General features: G+C 73.6%; 19 protein-coding genes. All 19 read right to left on the reverse strand.

The genetic code is table 11. The features are described from left to right. Positions 1 to 1,333, reverse strand: a 1,333-nt coding sequence (argH, locus tag WD250_00030; GenBank protein ID MEX2618583.1) for an argininosuccinate lyase, incomplete at its 3' end; no start/stop codon positions are given. Continuing rightward, positions 1,333 to 2,538: an argininosuccinate synthase gene (locus WD250_00035; GenBank protein ID MEX2618584.1), complete on the reverse strand. Its 1,206-nt coding sequence runs from the start codon at positions 2,536 to 2,538 to the stop codon at positions 1,333 to 1,335. The genes WD250_00035 and argH, both read right to left, overlap by 1 nt. Continuing rightward, positions 2,535 to 2,981 carry an arginine repressor gene (gene argR, locus WD250_00040; protein MEX2618585.1) on the reverse strand — a complete coding sequence of 149 codons (447 nt, stop codon included), beginning with the start codon at positions 2,979 to 2,981 and terminating at the stop codon, positions 2,535 to 2,537. The genes WD250_00035 and argR overlap by 4 nt, the downstream gene beginning before the upstream one ends. After that, positions 2,978 to 3,952 (reverse strand): ornithine carbamoyltransferase, encoded by a 975-nt coding sequence (gene argF / locus WD250_00045; GenBank protein ID MEX2618586.1) that lies wholly within the window; start codon positions 3,950 to 3,952, stop codon positions 2,978 to 2,980. Before argF ends, argR begins: the two co-directional genes overlap by 4 nt. Beyond that, the gene (locus tag WD250_00050; GenBank protein MEX2618587.1) at positions 3,949 to 5,205 is read right to left on the reverse strand and encodes an acetylornithine transaminase; all 1,257 of its coding nucleotides are present in this window, start codon (positions 5,203 to 5,205) and stop codon (positions 3,949 to 3,951) included. The genes argF and WD250_00050 overlap by 4 nt, the downstream gene beginning before the upstream one ends. A 5-nt stretch (positions 5,206 to 5,210) precedes the next feature. Continuing rightward, positions 5,211 to 6,116: an acetylglutamate kinase gene (argB, locus tag WD250_00055; protein ID MEX2618588.1), complete on the reverse strand. Its 906-nt coding sequence runs from the start codon at positions 6,114 to 6,116 to the stop codon at positions 5,211 to 5,213. Continuing rightward, positions 6,113 to 7,303 (reverse strand): bifunctional glutamate N-acetyltransferase/amino-acid acetyltransferase ArgJ, encoded by a 1,191-nt coding sequence (gene argJ / locus WD250_00060; GenBank protein ID MEX2618589.1) that lies wholly within the window; start codon positions 7,301 to 7,303, stop codon positions 6,113 to 6,115. The genes argB and argJ overlap by 4 nt, the downstream gene beginning before the upstream one ends. Before the next feature lie 31 nt (positions 7,304 to 7,334). Next, positions 7,335 to 8,366 carry an N-acetyl-gamma-glutamyl-phosphate reductase gene (gene argC, locus WD250_00065; protein ID MEX2618590.1) on the reverse strand — a complete coding sequence of 344 codons (1,032 nt, stop codon included), beginning with the start codon at positions 8,364 to 8,366 and terminating at the stop codon, positions 7,335 to 7,337. Between the two features lie 297 nt (positions 8,367 to 8,663). Beyond that, on the reverse strand, positions 8,664 to 11,108 hold the full coding sequence (pheT, locus tag WD250_00070; GenBank protein ID MEX2618591.1) for a phenylalanine--tRNA ligase subunit beta: 2,445 nt from the start codon (positions 11,106 to 11,108) through the stop codon (positions 8,664 to 8,666). A 13-nt stretch (positions 11,109 to 11,121) separates the two neighbouring features. Then, positions 11,122 to 12,144 carry a phenylalanine--tRNA ligase subunit alpha gene (pheS, locus tag WD250_00075; protein MEX2618592.1) on the reverse strand — a complete coding sequence of 341 codons (1,023 nt, stop codon included), beginning with the start codon at positions 12,142 to 12,144 and terminating at the stop codon, positions 11,122 to 11,124. Positions 12,145 to 12,163: 19 nt separating this feature from the next. After that, positions 12,164 to 13,261, reverse strand: coding sequence for an ATP-binding protein (locus WD250_00080; protein MEX2618593.1), 1,098 nt, complete (start codon positions 13,259 to 13,261; stop codon positions 12,164 to 12,166). Further along, complete coding sequence (locus WD250_00085; GenBank protein ID MEX2618594.1) at positions 13,258 to 14,046, reverse strand: RNA methyltransferase; 789 nt, start codon at positions 14,044 to 14,046, stop codon at positions 13,258 to 13,260. Before WD250_00085 ends, WD250_00080 begins: the two co-directional genes overlap by 4 nt. A gap of 10 nt (positions 14,047 to 14,056) precedes the next feature. Then, positions 14,057 to 14,413: a 50S ribosomal protein L20 gene (rplT, locus tag WD250_00090; protein MEX2618595.1), complete on the reverse strand. Its 357-nt coding sequence runs from the start codon at positions 14,411 to 14,413 to the stop codon at positions 14,057 to 14,059. 141 nt (positions 14,414 to 14,554) lie between these two features. After that, positions 14,555 to 14,746: a 50S ribosomal protein L35 gene (gene rpmI, locus WD250_00095; protein MEX2618596.1), complete on the reverse strand. Its 192-nt coding sequence runs from the start codon at positions 14,744 to 14,746 to the stop codon at positions 14,555 to 14,557. 209 nt (positions 14,747 to 14,955) lie between these two features. Then, entirely contained in the window at positions 14,956 to 15,408 is a 453-nt protein-coding gene (locus WD250_00100) for a hypothetical protein (protein MEX2618597.1), read from the reverse strand. 31 nt (positions 15,409 to 15,439) lie between these two features. After that, positions 15,440 to 16,222, reverse strand: coding sequence for a prepilin peptidase (locus WD250_00105; protein ID MEX2618598.1), 783 nt, complete (start codon positions 16,220 to 16,222; stop codon positions 15,440 to 15,442). A gap of 5 nt (positions 16,223 to 16,227) precedes the next feature. Then, positions 16,228 to 16,689 (reverse strand): 6,7-dimethyl-8-ribityllumazine synthase, encoded by a 462-nt coding sequence (ribH, locus tag WD250_00110; GenBank protein ID MEX2618599.1) that lies wholly within the window; start codon positions 16,687 to 16,689, stop codon positions 16,228 to 16,230. Continuing rightward, positions 16,686 to 17,939, reverse strand: coding sequence for a bifunctional 3,4-dihydroxy-2-butanone-4-phosphate synthase/GTP cyclohydrolase II (locus WD250_00115; GenBank protein MEX2618600.1), 1,254 nt, complete (start codon positions 17,937 to 17,939; stop codon positions 16,686 to 16,688). Before WD250_00115 ends, ribH begins: the two co-directional genes overlap by 4 nt. A gap of 16 nt (positions 17,940 to 17,955) precedes the next feature. Then, positions 17,956 to 18,573: a riboflavin synthase gene (locus WD250_00120; GenBank protein ID MEX2618601.1), complete on the reverse strand. Its 618-nt coding sequence runs from the start codon at positions 18,571 to 18,573 to the stop codon at positions 17,956 to 17,958. Between the last annotated feature and the right edge of the window lies 1 nt (position 18,574).

Below are 18,574 nucleotides of genomic sequence, written 5' to 3' on the forward strand. Positions count from 1 at the left end.
GGGGGGCGCCCGGGGGGGGGGGGGGCGGGCCCCCCCCCCCCGCGGCCGGGTCGGTGAGGTCCGCCGGGGCGTCGGCCAGCGCCGGGAGCGCCCCGGTGAGCGCGGCGGCATCCAGATCGACGATGTCGATCCCCCGCCGCTCGCAGTCGGCCACCAGGGCACCGACCTGCTCGTGGGCGGTGCGGAAGGCCGTCCCCCGGCGGACGAGCTCCTCGGCGAGGTCGGTGGCCAGGGCGAAGCCGCCCGCCGCCGTGCCGGCGAGGCGATCCCGGTCGAACCACAGCGACGCCACGGTGCCGGCCATCGCCGGCAGCGCCAGGTCCAGCGTGTCGACCGCGTCGAAGAGCGGCTCCTTGTCCTCCTGGAGGTCCCGGTTGTAGGTCATGGGCAGCCCCTTCAAGGTGACCAGGAGGCTGACGAGGTCCCCGATGAGGCGCCCCGTCTTGCCGCGTACCAGCTCGGCCACGTCGGGATTGCGCTTCTGCGGCATGATCGAGCTGCCCGTGGAGAACGCGTCCCCCACCCGCGCCCACCCGAACTCCGCGGAGCTCCACAGCACGATCTCCTCGCCGATGCGGGACAGGTGCACCCCGAGGAGCGCGAAGGCGGCCAGCAGCTCCACGACGAAGTCCCGGTCGGACACGGCGTCCATCGAGTTGTCGGCCGCGCCGGCGAAGCCGAGGGCTGCGGCGTAGCGGGCAGGGTCCAGACCAAGCGTCACGCCAGCCAGGGCACCCGCGCCGAGGGTGGACACGTCGGCGCGGCCGAGGGCGTCGGTGACCCGCCCGGCGTCGCGGTCCAGCGCCCACCCGTGCGCCAGGAGATGGTGGGCGAGCGTCACCGGCTGCGCCCGCTGCAGGTGGGTGTACCCGGGCGCGAGCCAGTCCAGGGTCTGCTCCGCCTGTTCGACCAGTGCGGTCTGGACCGCACGGATGCCCGCGACGATGCGCGCACCCGCGTCCTTGCAGTACAGCCGCAGGTCGCTCGCGATCTGGTCGTTGCGGCTGCGGCCGGCCCGCAGGCGCCCGCCCGCGGGACCCGCCAGGTCGATCAGGCGCCGCTCGACCGCGCCGTGCAGGTCCTCGTCGGTCGCCAGGAAGACGAAGGCCTCCGCCGCGAACTCCGCCGTGATGGTCTGAAGCGCCGTGCGGATGGCCGCGTGGTCGGACTCGTCGATCAGGTCGAGGCGGGCCAGCTCGTCGGCGTGCGCCCGCGAGCCCGCCAGGTCGTAGGGCCAGAGGCGCACGTCGAAGTCGACCGACCGGCCGAGCCGCCACGCGGCATCCGCGGGCGGTTCGCTGAACCGCGCGCCCCAGAGCTTGCCCTCAGCCACTACAGGTGGCCCTGGCGACGCGACCACACCTTCGTCGGCAGCCCCCACAGCTTCACGAAGCCGACAGCCTGGGTGTGGTCGAAGCGGTCGCCCGCGTCGTAGGTCGCCAGGTCGTGGTCGTACAGCCCGATCTGGCTGCGGCGGCCGGCCACGGAGGCCGAGCCCTTGTGCAGGCGCATGCGCACCTCCCCGGCGACGTAGCGCTGGGTCACCGACACGAAGGCATCCATCGCCGTCTTCAACGGGGTGAACCACAGGCCGTTGTAGATCAGCTGGGCGTAGCGGCCCTCCATCCCGCGCTTCTCCTGCGCCAGCTCCTGCTCGAGGCAGAGGTCCTCGAGGTCGCGGTGCGCGGTCAGGATCGTCATGGCGCCGGGGCACTCGTAGATCTCACGGCTCTTGATGCCGACCAGGCGGTCCTCGACCATGTCGATGCGTCCGACGCCGTGGGCGCCCGCACGCCCGTCGACCTCCGCGATCAGGGCCGCCAGGTCCAGCTCCTTGCCGTCCACGGCGACCGGCAGGCCGTCGCGGAACGTCAGGGTCAGCTCCTCGGCCTCGTCGGGGGTGTCGGCGGCCCCGGCGGAGCGTTGGTAGACCTCCTCGGGTGGCGACTCCCACGGGTCCTCGAGGATCCCGCACTCGGCGGTGCGGCCCCACAGGTTCTCGTCGATGGAGTACGGCGAGGACTTCTTGACCGGGATCGGGATGTGGCGCTCCTCGGCCCAGGCGATGGCGTCGTCGCGCGTCAGCCCCCACTCGCGGATGGGCGCCTCGACCGTGAGGTCGGGGGCGATCGCCATGGCGGTGACCTCGAAGCGCACCTGGTCGTTGCCCTTGCCGGTGCAGCCGTGACCGATGGCCTTGGCGCCGGTCTCGCGCGCGATGCGCACGAGGTGGTCGGTGATCAGCGGTCGCGACAGCGCCGACACCAGGGGGTACTTGCCCATGTAGAGCGCGTTGGCCGCGATCGCCGGAGCGACGTAGGTCTCGGCGAACTCCGTGCGCGCATCGACGACGACCGACTCCACGGCGCCGCAGTCCAGGCCCCGCTGGCGGACCCGGTCCATCTCGCCGGGCTGGGCCTGGCCGACGTCGATCGCGCAGGCGACGACGTCGTAGCCCTTCTGCTCGGAGAGCCAGCGGATGGCCACGGACGTGTCGAGTCCTCCGGAGTAGGCCAGGACGAGTCGTTGTCTGCTCATGGAGTCTGCTCCTTGATGGCGGTGAGGCGGTCGGCGATAGCGCGGCCGGTGGTGCCCTCGGCAGCCACGACCAGCAGCGTGTCGTCGCCCTGCACGGTGGCCAGGATCCCCGGAAGGTCAGCCTGGTCGATGGCGCTGGCGACCGCACTGGCCGCACCCGGCGGTGTGCGCACGACCGCCAGGTTGGCGCTGGCTTCGACGGAGGCGACGAACTGGCGCAGGATCTGCGCCAGCCCCCCCGCCTCCGGCAGTGCGTAGGTGACCCGGCCGTCGGCGCCCCGCACCTTGCCGATACCGAGCTCGTCGAGGTCGCGGCTGACGGTCGCCTGCGTCGCCTCGACCCCCTGCTCGGCGAGCAGCGCGACCAGCGCCGACTGGGCGCCCACGGGGTAGCGGGCGACCAGCTCGCGGATCAGCTGCCGGCGCCGCTCGCGCGTGGTCACGACCGCTCACCGGCCTGGTCGCCCGTGCGGCCCCCCGAGCCGTCACCGAGCAGGAACGCCAGCAGCGCCTTCTGGCTGTGGAGGCGGTTCTCCGCCTGGTCCCAGACCGCGCTCTGGGTGCCGTCGAGCACCTCGGCGGTGATCTCCTCGCCGCGGTGCGCGGGCAGGCAGTGCAGCACGAGCGCGTCCGGGCGGGCGGCCGCCATCACGGGCGTCCCGACCTGGAAGGGCCGGAACAGCAGCAGCCGCTCGGCCCGCTCGGCCTCCTGGCCCATGGACGCCCAGACGTCCGTGTACACCACATCGGCGTCACGGGCGGCCTCCAGCGGGTCGTCGGTGACGAGGATCTCGCCACCGGTCCCCGCAGCCATGGCCTGGGCCGCCTGCACGACCTGGGGGATCGGGGCGTAGCCCGGCGGGGTGCCCACCGCCACGCGCATCCCGCTCATGGCGCCCGCCCGCAGCAGGGAGTGGGCCACGTTGTTGCCGTCGCCGAGGTAGGCGAGCGTGAGGCCGGCCAACCGGCCCTTGTGCTCACGGATGGTCTGCAGATCGGCGAGGGCCTGGCAGGGGTGGGCGAAGTCGGACAGCGCGTTCACGACCGGGACCGAGCCGTGGGCGGCCAGCGTCTCGAGGCGCGACTGCGCGAACGTGCGCACCACCAGGGCGTGCACGTAGCGGGACAGCACCCTCGCGGTGTCCTCCACCGTCTCGCCACGGCCGAGCTGCAGCTCCCCGGCGCTGAGCACGACGGTGTGGCCGCCGAGCTCGGTGGTGGCGACCTGGAACGACACCCGGGTCCGGGTCGAGGGCTTCTCGAAGATCAGGGCGACGGTGCGTCCGGCCAGCAGCGACGCGTGCGCCGGTGGGGGCGCCTGCCGGCGGGCCTTGAGCTCGTCGGCGAGGTCCAGCACGTGGGTCAGCTCGTCGCCCGCCAGGTCGTCGACCGTCAGGAAGTGGCGGATCGTCATGACCGGCCTGCCTGCACGTCGTCCAGCGCCCTGCGCAGGCGCTCGACCAGCTCATCCAGGTCGGGGTCGGTGAGCACCAGCGGGGGCGCCAGCCGGACGATGGCGGGCGCGACCGCGTTCACCACGAGGCCGTGGCGCAGCGCGGCGGCCGTGACCGCCCCGGCGGCCGGCCCGTCGAGGACCAGTGCCTGCAGCAGGCCGCGACCGCGCGTGCTCGCCGCCAGCGGCGAGGCGGCGGCGAGCCCCGCCAGCCGCGCGGCCAGCTCCGCGCCGAGCGTGGCGGCCCGGGCGACCAGGCCCTCATCCTCGATGGTGCGCAGCACGGCCAGCGCGGCCGCGCAGACGACCGGTCCCCCGCCGAAGGTCGTGGCGTGGTCGCCCGGTCCGAACACCTTGCCAGCCTCTCCCACGGCGACCACCGCGCCGATGGGCAGGCCGTTGGCCAGGGCCTTGGCGAGGGTCACCACGTCGGGTGCGACCGGTGACGCCGGTGGCGCCGGTGGCGCCGCCCGCGTCTGCTGCCAGCCGTACCAGGCACCGAGGCGCCCCAGGCCCGTCTGGACCTCGTCGGCGATCAGCAACGCACCGACCCGGTCGCAGGCCGCGCGGGCGGCCTGCCACATCGGGTCACCCACCGCGCGCACGCCGCCCTCGCCCTGGACGGCCTCCAGCAGGACCGCGCTGGTGCGCTCGGTGACGGCGGCATCGAGCGCCTGTGGGTCGTCGTGGGCGACGTGGGTGACCCAGTCGCCGAGCGGTTCGAACGGCTCGTGCTTGGCCGGGTTGCCCGTGGCCGCCAGCGTGGCCAGCGTCCGCCCGTGGAAGCTGCCGTCGAGCGCCACGACGCCCACCTTGTCCGGGTGCTGGCGCTTGCCGTGGCGGCGCGCCAGCTTGAGCGCCGCCTCGTTGGCCTCCGCCCCGGAGTTGGCGAAGAACACCTTGCCGTCGGACCAGCCCAGCGTCTGCACCAGCCGCTCGGCCAGGAGCACCTGCGGCGCGGTGTAGTACAGGTTGGAGGTGTGCACCAGCCGCCGGACCTGGTCGGTGACCGCGTGGGCCACGGCGGGGTGCGCATGGCCGAGCGAGGTCACCGCAAGCCCGGACAGGCCGTCCAGGTAGCGATTGCCGGCGGCGTCGGTGAGCCATGCGCCGCTCCCGGCGACGAACTCGACGGGCTGGCGGGTGTAGGTGCCCATCAGGGCTGCCGCCTCGCGCGTGGCGAGGCGCGGCGCGGCCCACGTGCCGTCCGGCATCCCGCTCACCGCAGCTCCTTGGAGACCTGGGTGCCGATGCCCTCGTCGGTGAAGATCTCCAGCAGCAGGGCGTGCTCGATGCGCCCGTCGAGCAGGTAGGCGCGGTCGACGCCCCCGTCCAGGGCGGCGACCATGCTCTCGACCTTGGGCACCATGCCGGTGTGCAGCTCGCCCGAGCCGACCATCTCGCGCAGGCGCGCCGGGGCCACCTCGCTCAGCAGGGCCTGGTCACCGGTGCCGAAGTGCTCGTAGAGCCCCGGGACGTTCGTGAGGTAGATGAGCTTGTCCGCACCCAGCGCCGCCGCGATGGCTCCGGCGGCGGTGTCGGCGTTGACGTTGCGGTCCTCGCCGTCGGGCCCGCGCCCGACCGTGGCGACGACGGGGACGGCACCGCTGTCGAGCAGACCGTCCAAGACGGTGGTGTCGACGCGCTCCACCTCTCCGACCGCACCGAGCTCGGGGCCGGCGGGCCGCACCGCCAGGAGGCCGGCGTCGGTGCCCGAGACCCCGATGGCTGCGGCCCCCGCCGCGTTGATGAGGCCGACAAGGCGCGGGTTGACCTGACCGAGCAGCACCATCTTCACGACCTCGAGGGTCTGCTCGTCGGTCACCCGCCGGCCCTCGACGAAGCGGGTCTCGATACCCAGGCGGCGTGACAGCTCGGAGATCTGGGGCCCCCCGCCGTGGACCACGACGACGCGCAGGCCGACGGCTACGAGCAGGGCGATGTCGGCGGCGAAGGCCGTGTCGAGGCCCTCCCCCGTGGGGTCCTCGCCGGTGACGTGCCCGCCGTACTTGACCACGACGGTGCTGCCCGCCCACCGCGTCACCCAGGGCAGCGCCTCGCGCAGCACCCGCGCCTTCTCCTGCGCGAGGCGGGTCCTGCCGCTGAGCGTGGTATGAGGATTCATGTCGTGTACTCGGCGTTGATGGTGACGTAGTCGTGGGTGAGGTCGCACGTCAGGAAGGTGGCCTCCGACGTCCCGAGGCCGAGGTCGACGGTCACCTGCACGTCCCGGCCGGCCAGCGCGGCGGCCGCCTGGCCGTGGTCGAAGGCGGTGACGACGCCGAACCGGCAGACGGTGACCCCGCCGAAGGTGACGGCGACCCGGGCGGGCGCGAAGGGCACGGGGCACGCGCCGGCGGCCGCGAGGATGCGGCCCCAGTTCGGGTCGCCTCCCGCCAACGCGGTGCGCACCAGCACGCTGCCGGCGATGGCGCGGCCGATGGTGACGGCGTCCTCCTCGGTGCGTGCGCCGGTGACCCGCAGGCGCACGAGCTTCTTGGCCCCCTCACCGTCGCGCACCATGGACTCGGCCAGCCGGCCGCAGACGGCGGTGAGCGCCTCCTTGAAGGTCGACAGCGACGGCGGCTGGGTGGCGGTCCCCGTCGCCAACACGATCACGGCGTCGTTGGTGGACTGGCACCCATCGACGCTGATGCGCCCGAAGGTGCGGGCGACCACATCGCGCAGGCAGGAGCGCAGGACCGGTCCCTGCACCGGCGCGTCGGTCGTGATGACGGCCAGCATGGTGGCCATGGCCGGCTCGAGCATGCCCGAGCCCTTGGCCAGACCTCCGACGACACAGGCGCCGACGCTGTCCTCGACCCGCACGGCAGCTTCCTTCGGAAAGGTGTCGGTGGTCATGATCGCCTTGGCCGCCCTGCTCCCGCCCTCGCGCGAGCGTGCGGCCGCGACCTGCGGGATGCCCGCGAGCAGGGGATCACGCGCCATCGGCACGCCGATCACGCCGGTCGAGCAGACCAGGACGTCGGTGGCCTCGCAGCCGAGCGCTCGGGCGACCGCAGCGGTGGACTCCTCGGCGAGGGCCTCGCCGTCGGGGCCGGTGCACACGTTGGCGCTCCCGGAGTTCAGCAGCACCGCCCGGGCGCGTCCGTTGCCCACGTTGCGGGCGGTCAGCGTCACCGGCGCCGCCTGCACCTGGTTGGTGGTCTGGACCGCCGCGGCCGGCACGGTCCGGCCGGCATCGACGAGGGCGAGGTCGGGCTTGCCGCTGGGCTTCAGGCCCGCAGCGACGCCCGACGCGAAGATCTCCGGCGTGGCGCAGACGCCGCCGGGCAGGTCGGTCAACCGCATGGCGGGCCCTTCGCGTGCGACGTGTGCCGGCTCACGGGTACACGCCCGCGGCGCTGAGCCCGGCAGCCTCGGACAGGCCGAGCGCCACGTTGGCGTTCTGGATCGCCTGGCCGGCGGCGCCCTTCACCAGGTTGTCGATGGCGCACGCCACCGTCACCCGCCCGGTGCGCGGGTCCGAGGCCACACCGACATGCGCGGCGTTGCCGCCGGACACGTGTGCGGTGGCCGGCCACGAACCCTCGGGGAGCACCGTGACGAACGGCTCGTGGCGGTAGGCGTCGTCGAAGGCGGCACGGATGTCCTCGGGGGTGGTCCCGGGTGCCGGCCGGGCGGAGAGCGTGGCCAGCAGTCCCCGGGCCATCGGGACGAGATGGGGGGTGAAGGTGACCGCGGCCCTTTGGCCGGCGGCACGGGCCCAGCCCGCCTCGATCTCCGGGGTGTGGCGGTGACGGGGCGCGGCGTAGGGACTGACGTTGGCCACGGCGTGGCTGACGTGCAGGTCGTCGCGCAGCCCCTTGCCGGCACCCGATGTGCCCGACATCCCCGCGATGACCACGCCGGTGGGCTCGGCGACGCCCCCGAGGGGGCACAGGGCGAGCAGCGCCGCGGTCGGGTAGCAGCCGGGGTTGGCGATCAGCCGGGCCCCCGCCAGGTCCTCGCGCCACAGCTCTGGCAGCCCGTAGGTGCCCGGCGCCAGCTCCGGTGCCGTGTGGGGGAGGCCGTACCACTCCGTGAACGTGGCGGCGTCCAGGCGGAACGCGCCGGACAGGTCCACCACCAGCGCTCCCTGGTCGAGCAGCGCCGGCGCGAGCTCCAAGCTGGCCGCGTGGGGCGTGGCCAGGAACACCACGTCGCATCCGGCGAGCGCCTCGGGCTCCGACGGGGCGAGCGTCCCGGTCATGCCCAGGTGCGGGAAGACCTCGGCCAGGTCCCGCCCGGCGTTGCTCTTCGCGGCGACGGTGCGCACCTTCAGGACCGGGTGGCCAGCGAGCAGGCGCAGCAGCTCCGCGCCGCCGTACCCCGATCCCCCGACGATCCCGACGTCCACCACACGCTCCCTCATTCAGTTCGATGCATAACCATACAGCCCTAGTCGCCGTGGTGCAAACGATCTCACGCGTCGCGCCACGACCGCAGCGATCTCGAGGACCGGGAGCTCCCACACGCTAGTGCGCCCGCGGCGGCGGGGGCGACGCAGCGGCCATGAGCGACCGCCACGCACCCTGGTGGCGGGGGCGTGTCGCGCAGGGCGCGGGAAGCCTTGCCCCTTGACCTGCCACGGGGCCTTTGGTCGACGTGCCCGGCCGACTTTCCCGCGCCGGCGCGGGATTCTTCGGCCACACGGGGTAGACGGGCGACGTCAGCGGCGCAGGCTGCCGCCCACGGCGTCGGCGACGGCACGGTCGATGGCCTCGATGGCTGCGGCCTCGTCGGCGTCGGTCAGCTGGCGCTCGGCGTCGTCGAGGCGCACGCGGTAGGCCAGGCTCGTCCGTCCCGCCCCCAGCTGCTCCCCGCGGTAGACGTCGAACAGGGCGACCGCGGTGAGGCGCTCCCCCGCGCCGGCACGCACGGCCGCCTCGACGTCGGCGGCCGCCACGTCCCGGTCGACCAGCACCGCGACGTCGAAGGTCAGGCCCGGCAGCGGTGACGGCACCGACGCGGGCCGGGGACGGACCCCGCCCGCGACGAACGGCCCCAGCTCCACCTCACCCACGAGCGTGCGGGGCGGCACCTCGAACGCCGCGGCCACCCGGGGGTGCAGCTCGCCCACGACCCCGACGTCCACGCCGTCCAGGGACAGCCGGGCGGCGCGGCCGGGATGGAACGGCGCCTCGGCGGTGGGCGCGACCGCCAGCGCGTCGCGGCCCACGGCCTGGCGGACCAGGTCCACCGCGCCCAGCAGATCGTAGAGGTCCGCGGCGCGCCCGGCACGGTCGTGGCGGGGTGCGGTGAACAGCCCGCAGGCGGCCAGGCCCAGCATGGTCGGCTCGGCGGGCAGCACGGTGCCGGCGGGGCCGCCGTCGGCGCCCGGCTGGTCCCCGGTGGGCTCCAGGAAGACGTGACCGATCTCGAACACGGCCGCGTCCGGCGTCTGCCGGTTGGCGTTGTGGCGGACGACCCGCAGCAGCCCGGGGACGAGCGTGGTGCGCATGACCGCCTCCTCCTGGGACAGCGGGTTCACCAGGGCCACCGTGCGCCGTCGACGGTCGTCGGCGGGCAGGGCCAGGCTGTCGACGTCGGCGTCGGCGATGAAGGGGAACGGCATGACCTCCGTCCACCCGCCTCCGGCGAGCGCGCCACGCACGGCGCGCCGTGCGGCGTGCGCCGGGCTGCGCCGCCCGACCTGCCCGCTGGACGGCACCCGCTCTGGCACGCGGGCGTAGCCGTGCAGCCGGACGATCTCCTCGTAGAGGTCGGCCTCGCCCTGCAGGTCCGGGCGGTACGGGGGCGGGCTGACGTCCAGGTCCACGCCGGCCGGCTCGACCGTGCAGGCGATCGACTGGAGCAGTGCCGCCTGCTCGGGTCCGGTCAGCTCGATGCCGAGATGCGCGGTGGCGCGCGTCGGGCGCAGACGGATGACCGGGCGCTCGGCGGGGGCGGGGTAGTGGTCGTCGGCGGCGGTCACCGCACCGCCCGCGGAGGCGGTGATCAGCGCCACGCACCGGTCGGCGGCGATCGGCGCGCTCTCGGGGGGCACGACCTTCTCCCAGCGCCGCGAGCCCTCGGTGTGCAGGCCGTGGCGTCGCGCCGTGCGCAGCACGCTGCGGGCCTCGAAGTTGGCGACCTCCAGGAACACATCGGTGGTATCGGGGTTGATCTCGGTCGTCTCGCCCCCCATCACCCCCGCCAGGGCCACGGGGCCCTCGGCGTCGCAGATCAGCAGGTCGTCGGGATCGAGCGCCCGGTCGACCCCGTCGAGGGTGCGCATGCGCTCCCCCGCGCGTGCCGTGCGCACCTCGATCGCCGGGCCGGCCAGCAGGGCCAGGTCGTAGGCGTGGATCGGGTTGCCAGTCTCCAGCATGGCGGCGTTGGTCGCGTCGACCAGGTTCGACACCGGGCGCATCCCGGCCGCGGACAGCCGGCGCTGCAGCCACGCCGGCGACGGCCCCGACCGCACGCCGCGGATTGTGCGGGCGTCGAACCGCCGGCAGCGCTGCGCGTCGGCGATGGTCACCGGCACGGCGTCGGGCCCTGCGGAAGACCCGGCCGGCGGCCCAGGAGCCGGCGTGGCGGGCTCGGGGATCGTCAGGGCGGCCCCCGTGAGGGCGGCGACGTCACGCGCCAGGCCGTGCAGCGACAGGGCGTAGCCCCGATCGGGGGTGACGTCGATCACCAGGACGGGGTCGTCCAGCCTCAGCCACTCCCGCAGGTCGGCCCCCAGGGGGGCATCGGCGTCCAGGACCCAGATGCCCCGGTGGTCCTCGCCCACGCCCAGCTCGGCGGGGCTCGCCAGCATGCCGTTGGACACGACGCCGAAGAGCTCCTTGCGACCGACCTCGACGGCGCCGGGCAGCCGGGAGCCCGGCTTGGCCCAGGCCACCCGGTCGCCGGGGGCGTAGTTCGCCGCCCCGCAGACCACCTCGAGGGTCTCGGTCCCGTCGGACGCCTCGACCCGGTGCAGCTTGTCGCTGCCCTCCACCGCGTCCACCGAGCAGACCTCCGCGACGACCACGCCCCGGACCTCGCCGCTGGGCCGTTCGATGGCCTCGACCTCCAACCCGCCGAGGGTGAGCACGTCGGCGAGCTCGGTCGCGGGCAGCCCGGGATCGACGAAGTCGTGCAGCCACGACAGGGGTACGCGCATGCCGGTCCCTCCTCTACGCCGACAAGCTCGACAGGAACCGCAGGTCGTTCTCGACCAGCAACCGCAGGTCGGTGATCCCGTGCCGCAGCATCGCCATGCGGTCCACGCCCATCCCCCAGGCGAACCCGCGGAGCTCCTCGGGGTCGAGCCCGCCGTGCCGCAGCACGTTGGGGTGCACCATGCCCGCCCCGAGCATCTCCATCCAGCGACCCCCGTGCCACGCGTCCAGCTCGCACGACGGTTCGGTGAACGGGAAGTAGTGGGGCCGGAACCGCAGTCGCACGTCCTCGCCGAGCAGGGCACGGGCGGCGACGACCAGGCTGCCCTTCAGGTCCGCGAAGGACAGGTCTCGGTCGATGGCCAGGCCCTCGATCTGGTGGAACATGGGCAGGTGTGTCGCGTCAGCGGTGTCGGCACGGTAGACCCGACCCGGCAGCGCCGCGTAGATCGGCGGTGTCTGGGCCAGCATGGTGCGGATCTGCATGGGCGAGGTCTGCGCGCGCAGCAGCACCCCGGTCGTCTCGTCGCCGGTCGCGGGCTGGTCACGCAGACCGCTGACGTAGATGGTGTCCTGCAGGGAGCGGGCCGGGTGGTCGGGCGGCGTGTTCAGCGCGTCGAAGTGGTACCACTCGCTCTCGACCTCGGGGCCCTCGGCCACCTGGTAGCCGAGCCCCACGAGCACGTCGAGCATCGCCTCCATCGTCTCGAAGACCGGATGCAGGCTGCCCCGAGCCGGGGTGCGTGGCGGCAGCGTCACATCGACCGCCTCGGCGGCGAGCGTGACGCGATCACGCTCGGTTTCCAGCTCGGTGCGCCGGGCGGCCTCGGCGGCGTCCAACGCCGCGCGCACGGCGTTGACCTGCTTGCCGACCGCACGGCGCTCGTCAGGGTTCAACGTGCCGAGGCTGCGCTGCACGGCGGTGAGCTCGCTGCGCTTGCCCAGGGTCTCGGTCCGGGCGGCGTCGAGCCGGTCGAGGCTCGCCGCCGCCGCCAACCGCGCCAGCCCCTGCTCGCGGATGCGGTCGAGGTCGGTCATGGCGGGCACCCTACCGCCTTCACGTGCGCCGCTCCTCGATGCGCCTGGCTGTCTCCGGCACGGCCAACCCCACCAGTTCCAGCCCACCGCGGGGCAGGGTGAAGTGGAACGACGACCCCTCCCCCACCGTGCTGGCGGCCCACAGGCGCCCGGCGTGGGCGTTGACGATCCCCTTGGTGATGTACAGCCCCAGGCCGGTGCCGGAGCGGCGTTCCCCGGACCGCCGGAAGAACTTGGTGAAGATCGCCTCGAGGTGCTCCCCGGAGATCCCCTGGCCCTTGTCGGTGACGGTCACGAGCACCTCGTCGTCGTGCACCTCGCCGAGGACACCCACCGGCCCGTCGCTGTACTTGAGCGCGTTCTCCACCAGGTTGGTCACGACCTGGTCGATCTTGTCCGGATCGGCGTACAGCCGGGGCATCGCGTCCGGGAAGTCGATGACCACCCGCCCCTCCGCGCCGTCGATCGCGAACCGCCCCACGACGCGTTCGACGATCTCCGCCATGTCGATCATCTCGCGGCGCAACCGCAGGCGACCAGCGTCGATGCGGCTCACGTCGAGGAGCTCGCCGAGCAGCCGGGTGACCCGGTCCGCGTCGTCGTTCACCGTGGCGAGCATCTGGCGCTTCTGCTCGTCGGTGAACCGGTCCCACTTGGCCAGGAGCGTCTTCGTGAACCCCTTGACGCTGGTGAGCGGCGAGCGGATCTCGTGGCTGACCGTGGAGACGAGGTCGCTGCGCGCGGCGTCCAGGCGCCGGCGACGCTCGGCGCGGCGCAACGACAGGACCAGGTAGAGGCTGCCGTCGCCACCGTGGCCACGGGCCGCCGCCAGGGTGACCGGCCGGCTGCGGTCCGGGCCGAGGTGCAGCTCCAGGTCGGTCTCGGGGATGCGCGGGGCCAGACGCGTGTCGGCTTCCAGCGGGCGTGCGCAGGTCCACCAGTCCCGACCGGCCTCGTCGGTGAGCACGAGGGCCGTGGCCGCGGGTCGGCCGTCAAGCTCACCGGCGACCAGACGGGTCGCGAGCTGGTTGCAGGCCACGATACGGCCGTCGGCGCCCACCACCACGGTCGGATCGGGCAGCCAGTCGAGCGCTGCAGCGTCGGGGGGGCCGTTCACGCTGGGACCCGCGGCGCCGGGCTGCGCTGTCGCGCGGCCTCGAACACGAGCAGGGCCGCGGTCACCGCGAGGTTCAGCGACTCCGCACGGCCGCGGATGGGGATGGCGGCGACCACGTCGGCGCAGGCGAGGGCATCTGCCGGCAGCCCGTGTGCCTCGTTGCCGAGCAGCACGGCCGTCGGACGGGTGAGGTCCACCGCCGTGTACACCGTGGCGCCGCCGGCGTCGGCGGCCACGATCCGCAGGCCGTGTCGCCGGCAGGCCGCCACGACCGCCGCCGGCGGCGCGTCCGCCACCACGGGCAGGTGGAAGAGGGACCCGGCCGACGCGCGCACGGCCTTGGGGTTACGGGGATCGACGCTGCCGGTGGTGCAGACCACCGCGTCCGCCCCCGCCGCGTCCGCGGAGCGCACGACGGTGCCGACGTTGCCGGGGTCGGCGACCTGCCAGCACACCACGACGAGCACGGCGCCAGCCAGCGCGTCGTCGAGGGTGGGCGCGGGCAGCGCGGCGACGCCGACCATGCCCTGCGGGGTCACGGTGTCGGCCACCGACGCGAGCACCCGGTCGCTGACCGCCACCACCTCCGCGCCGGCCGCCGCGGCTCGCCGCGCCAGGTCGCCCTCCGGGTCGGTCACGAACAGGCGGCGCAGGCAGCCCAGGGCGGCGCCGACGCCCTGGGGCCCCTCGACCAGGAAGGTCCCGGTCCGATCACGGTCCTGACGGCGAGCGAGCTTGCGCGCCGCCTTCACCGCGTCGTTGTCGACGCTTGTCACGACCCCCATGGTCAGGCCTTCAGCCGAGTGCGCCCTTGGCCACCGCGACCAGCTCGGCGAAGGCCTTCGGGTCGCGGACCGCCAGGTCGGCGAGCACCTTGCGGTCGACCTCGACCTCGGCGCGCTTCAGCCCGTTGATGAACCGGCTGTAGGACAGGCCCTCGTTGCGGGCAGCGGCGTTGATGCGCTGGATCCACAGCTTGCGGAAGTCCCGCTTGCGGGTGCGCCGGTCCCGGTAGGCGTAGCGGTCGGCGTGCAGCACCGCCTCGTTGGCGATGCGGTAGCGGCGGCTGCGGGCCCCCCGGAACCCCTTCGCGCGGTGCAGGACGGTCCGCCGGCTCTTCCGGCTCTGGACGCCACGCTTGATGCGGGCCATGTCACGTGCTCCTTACGGGTAACGGCTAGCGGGTCGACGGCTAGCGGGTCGACGGCTAGCGGGTCGACGGCTAGCGGGTCGACGGCGAACGGGTCGACGGCGAACGGGTTCGGCGAACGGGTTGCGGGGTCGGGGTCGGCGCTAGCGCAGGAGCTTCTTGATCTGCTGCGCGTCGCCTCCGGAGAGCTGGCCGTCGCGCGCCAGGCGGCGCTTGTGCCGACTGGTCTTCTTGCCCAGCAGGTGGTTGCGGTTCATGCGCCGGTGCAGGACCTTGCCGGTCTTCGTCACCCGGAAGCGGTCCTTGGCACCGGAGTGGCTCTTCTGCTTCGGCATCGTGGTGTCCTTGCGGTTGCGGATGCGGTCACTCAACGCGAATGGCCGCTGCGGAAGAGGCAGCGGCCGGTGTTCCGGGCAAGGGGCTCAGACCTCGCCTACCTGGTCGTACCCGGACTGAGTCCCACCAGATCAGGGTGCCTGGGGGCCCGCCGGGTGGAAAGCTTGGCCGCTTCCGCTTCAGACGTCGTCCGCAGTGTAGCAGGCTGCTAGCGCGGCTCCCGGCCCGGGATCCAGAGGCGATCCGCCGGCTTCTGGCCCTGCGACTGCCCGGGGGGCTGCCGGGATGGCTCGGACGCCGTCGGGGGGGCGCCGCCCGGGGCGTCCGACGGCGGCGACTGGCGTGCGGCCGGCGCCGGGGCCTCGCCGCCGGCCTCGCGCTCGGCCTGCACCTGCGCGGTCTGCAGCTGCACGACCCCGTTGCGCATGCGCGTGGTCAGGTCCTCGGCCACACCGCCGGCCACGGCCTCGGTCAGGGCCCCCATCGCATCGATCAGCACCCGCGCGTCCGGCCGACCGAGCTTCACCTCCGCGCCCGTGCCGAGCATCGTGTAGGCCTGGGCCACGAGCTCGGCGGGCTCGGCCTCGCGCAGCTGCGCGAGGTAGGCCTCCATCTCTTCCTGCGTGGGCTGGTCGCCCTGGCTGGGGCTGGGATCCGACACGTCGCCGTCCTTTCCGCGGGGGTCGCCCATCCTAGATCGCGAGCAGGTCCATATAGCCCGAGACCAGCGGCTCGCCCACGAACACGGTGATGATCGCCCCCGCCGCCAGGTACGGGCCGAACGGGATGACGTCCTTGCGCCCGCGTGCCCGCAGCGCGAGCAGGGCGATCGCCACCACCCCACCGAGCAGGAAGCTGCCGAACAGCCCGAGCACCAGGTGGCCCCAGCCGAGGTAGCCGAGCCCCACGCCGATGAACGCGGCCAGCTTGACATCGCCCATGCCCATCCCGCGGGGGTTGATGACCGCCATCGTCAGGAGCAGGAGGAAGGCCACCACCCCGGCCGCCATGGACCGGACCGCCCACCCGGTCTCGCCGTTCAGGAACGCCGCGCCCGCGATCAGGATGACCAGCACCGGCGTGAGCGGGTAGGTCAGGCGGTTCGGAATCCGCCGGGTGCGCGCGTCGATCATGCCGAGGACGAACAGCGTCCAGGCGAAGAGCAGGAACCCGGGCAGGGCCCAGTCGAGCCCGAACCGCGCCCCCACCCCGGCGAACAGCACACCGGTCGCGAGCTCGACCAACGGGTAGCGCACGCTGATCGGCTCGCCGCAGTGCCGGCACGTGCGACCGAGCAGCAGCCAGGAGAGCACGGGGATGTTGTCCCGCCATTGCAGGGGCGTCTCGCACTGCGGGCATTCGCTGGGCGGTTTGACCAGCGACTCGTCGCGGGGCACACGGTGGATGACCACGTTCGCGAACGACCCGAACGCCAGCCCGAAGAGGAAGCACAGGCCGACGACCAGGGGATCCACGCGTCCTACTTCAGGTCGGCGAGGAGTCGGGCGGTCTCGATCGCCGCCTGGGCGGCGTCCCAGCCCTTGTTGCCGAGCTTGCCGCCGGCCCGGTCGACCGCCTGCTGGAAGTCCTCGGTGGTGAGCACCCCGAACGTGACCGGGACGCCCGTCTGCTCGGCGACCCGACCCACGTGCGCCGCCTCCGCCGCGACGTAGTCGAAGTGGGGTGTCTCGCCGCGCACCACGCAGCCGAGCGCCACCAGCGCGTCGAACCGGCCGGTGTCGGCCAGCCGCCGCGCGGCGACGGGCAGCTCGTAGGCCCCGGGCACCCACGCCAGCTCGATCGCGTCCTCGCCGACGCCGTGGCGCCCCAGGCAGTCCGTCGCACCGGCGACGAGCTGGCGGACCACCACCTCGTTGAAGCGTGCCGCGACGAGGCCGAACCGCAGACCGGTACCGTCCAACGCGCCTTCGTGGACCTTCATGCCTGGTCGGCCTTCCCTGGGGGTTGCCCCGCATCGTCGGGGTCGATGTCCAACGTGAAGAGCTCGTGGCCCATCTTGTCGCGCTTGGCCAGCAGGTACGGGCGGTTCTGGTCGGTCGGCGTGGTCTCCAGGGGGACGCGCTCGACGATCTGGAGGCCGTAGCCCTCCAGGCCGGCCCGCTTGGCCGGGTTGTTGGACAGCAGCCGGAGGGTGGACAGGCCGAGGTCCACCAGGATCTGGGCGCCGGTGCCGTAGTCGCGGGAGTCGGCCGGGAACCCCAGCTCGATGTTGGCCTCGACCGTGTCCGCGCCGCCGTCCTGCAGCTTGTAGGCCTGGAGCTTGTGCATGATCCCGATCCCGCGTCCCTCGTGGCCGCGGATGTACACGATCACCCCTTCACCCTCGTCGGCGATCTTGCGCATCGCATCGCGCAGCTGCGTGCCGCAGTCGCACCGCAGGCTCGCGAACACGTCGCCGGTCAGGCACTCCGAGTGCATCCGGACCAGCACGTCGTCCTTGCCGGCGGGCTCGCCGCGCACCAGGGCGACATGCTGGAAGCCGTCCATCTCCGACTCGTACCCCACGGCGTTGAACGGGCCGAACGGCGTGGGGATCGGTGCTTCCACCACGCGGTGCACGAGCTGCTCGTGGCGCCGGCGGTGGGCGATCAGGTCGGCGATGCTCACCAGCAACAGCTCGTGCTCCTTGGCGAAGTGCATCAGGTCCGGCAGGCGCGCCATCGTCCCGTCGTCGTTGACGACCTCGCAGAGGACGCCGGCGGGTTCGTGGCCGGCGAGCCGCGAGAGGTCCACGGCAGCCTCGGTGTGCCCGGCCCGGCGCAGCACCCCGCCCGCCTGGTAGCGCAGGGGGAAGATGTGGCCCGGGCGCGCCAGGTCGCCCGGCCGCGTGTCGGGGTCGACCAGCGCCCGGATCGTCGCGGCCCGGTCCGCCGCCGAGATGCCGGTCGACGTGCCGTGGCGGGCGTCGACCGACACGGTGAAGGCCGTGCCCTTCGCGTCGGTGTTCGTCGCGACCATCAGCGGGATCTCGAGCTGGTCCAGCCGCTCACCCGTCAGCGACAGGCAGATGACCCCCGAGGTGTGGCGGACGAAGAACGCGATGTCGGCGGACGTCACGGCGTCGGCCGCCATGATCAGGTCACCCTCGTTCTCGCGGTCGGCGTCGTCGACGACGACCACCATCTCGCCGCGACCGACCGCGGCGACGGCGTCCTCGATGGGGGCGAACACAGCTGCGCTCCTCCTGCTACTGGGGATGTGGCTCAGTGTACGGACTTCCTCCGCCACCACCGAGCAGCCGCTCGACGTACTTGGCGATGACGTCGGCCTCCAGGTTCACCCGGTCGCCCACCCGCCGGTGCCCGAGGACCGTGACCGCCAGGGTGTGGGGGATCAATCCGACCGAGAAGGCCTGCTCTTCGACGTCCATCACCGTCAACGACGTGCCGTCCACCGTGATGGAGCCCTTCTCCACCAGGTAGGGCGCCACCGCGGCCGGCACGCCCACGCGCATCACCGTCCATCCGCCCTCGTCCCGCGGCTCGACCGCCAGGACCTCGCCCACCGCGTCGACGTGGCCCTGCACGAGGTGGCCGCCCAGGCGCCCCCCGACCGCCAGCGCCCGTTCCAGGTTGACCACCGCGCCCGGCTGCAGGTCCCCGAGCGCGGTCCGTGCGAGGGTCTCGCCCATCACGTCGGCGGCGAACCCGTCGCCGACGACCTCGGTGGCGGTCAGGCAGGCCCCGTTGACGTTGATGGAGTCCCCGGCACGGGTGCCGTCCAGCACCGTCGCGCACGCCACGACGAGCCGTCTCCCCTGCACGGCCCGGACGGTGCCGAGCTCCTCGACGATGCCGGTGAACAGC

This window comes from Egibacteraceae bacterium, assembly GCA_040905805.1.
GTDB lineage: Bacteria > Actinomycetota > Nitriliruptoria > Euzebyales > Egibacteraceae > DATLGH01.